At 60.5% G+C, this 1,579-nt stretch carries 1 protein-coding gene; it reads left to right on the top strand.

Features of this window, described 5'->3' with window-relative positions; all coding sequences use genetic code 11:
- Positions 1-245: 245 nt before the first annotated feature.
- Positions 246-1,579 (top strand): IS1182 family transposase gene (locus tag EVJ33_RS15090; protein WP_131438368.1). Its coding sequence is split into 2 segments (ribosomal slippage), with 1,335 coding nucleotides annotated over them: positions 246-816 and positions 816-1,579; the frame shifts between segments, so codons are not numbered across the junction. This gene is flagged as partial in the annotation.

The raw sequence follows: 1,579 nt of genomic DNA, 5'->3' as shown, positions 1-1,579 counted from the left end.
TAGGGGCGAGCAGGGAGCCGCATCGCGACGTTGTCGCTGCTGGGTCTCCCTCCGCTCGCTGATCCCTCAGGAGTCTCCGGCGCCGTCGGATGAGCGCCGTGAGAGGCCGCCCCTGGGTGGCCTCTCGTCTTTTTCTGAGGCCTCGACGGCCGATAGAAAAAGCGCCCGATGCGGGCTAAAACCTCGAGAAGCGGGAACTGGTATGTATGGATCGTCACCGCCTCCGAACAGAAAGGGGAATCATCATGTACCGAGCCCATATCGCCAAACGCCATGAACCAATCCGCACCGACGCCTCGCTGGACCAACTGGTCCCGAAAGACCACCTCGTCCGCAAACTCGATCGCCACATCGACTTCTCCATCGTCCACCGGCTATGCGCGCCGCTGTATTCAAACACCGGACAGCCCGGCATCGACCCCGAGATCCTCATCAAGATCATCCTGCTCGGCCCGCTGTTCAACATCCGTTCCGTGCGACAGACAATCAAGGAAATTGAGACGAACCTCGCGTACCGTTGGTTCCTCGGGCTCGGGATGGACGAGAAAATTCCCGACCATTCGACGATCAGCCAGGCCTATCGACGCCGGTTCGCCGGCACGGACGTTTTTCGACAAATCTTCGAGGACATCGTGGGCCAGGCCGAAGCCCACGGCTTCATTTCAGGGCGCATCCTGATCACCGACTCGACCCACATCCGAGCCAACGCGAACAAGAAGAAGTTCGACAAGGTCGAGGTCGAGCAGGTCGTCGGCGATGTCGAGGACGAGCTTCTCGGCCGGGTGAACGAAGAACGGGCCAAACGAGGAAAAAAGCACTGAAGCCCGCGCGACAGAAGAAGAAGCGTCGACTCATCAAGGTGAGCCGGACCGACCCTGACGCGGGCTATATGTACCGTGACCAAAAGCCGGAAGGCTTTTTCTGGCTGGTGCACCGGACGGTCGACGCCAAGCACAACTTCATCGTCGATGTGCATGTCACGCCTGGGAACGTGTCGGACAGCACCGTCTATCTTGACCGTCTCGACTATATCCTCAACCGTTTCGCCTATCCGCTCGAGGCGGTCGCGCTCGATGCCGGTTACTACACGACCGAGATCGCGAAGGCGCTCGTCGAGCGCGGCGTTTTCGGCGTCATCGCCTGGCGGCGGTTCGGTGGAAAGAAGGGGATGTTTCGAAAGACGCGGTTCACCTACCTGCCGGACGTGGACGCCTATCTGTGTCCGGCGAAACAGCATCTCACCTATAAGACGACCGACCGTCACGGCTATCACCAGTACGCGTCCGACCCTGCCATCTGTCAGAACTGCCCACTCCTCGAGAAGTGCACGTCAAGCCGATCGCATCGGCGCGTCATCACCCGCCACATCGATGAGTCCTACCGCGAAGCGGTGAGCGAGAACCGTCTGTCCGCATCGGGCAAGCACCTCTATCGTCTCCGGCCACAGACGGTGGAGCGCTCGTTCGCCGACGGGAAGGAGCTCCACGGTCTCCGCTTCACGTTCTACCGGGGGAAAGAGGCGGTGGACCGCGCCAACCTGGTGGCAGCGACCGCACAAAATATGAAGAAACTGGCCAAC

The organism is Exiguobacterium sp. SL-10, assembly GCF_004337025.1.
Lineage (GTDB): Bacteria > Bacillota > Bacilli > Exiguobacteriales > Exiguobacteriaceae > Exiguobacterium.
The sequence above is the reverse complement of the archived record's forward strand: the minus strand, read 5'-3'. Positions and strand labels throughout refer to the sequence as shown.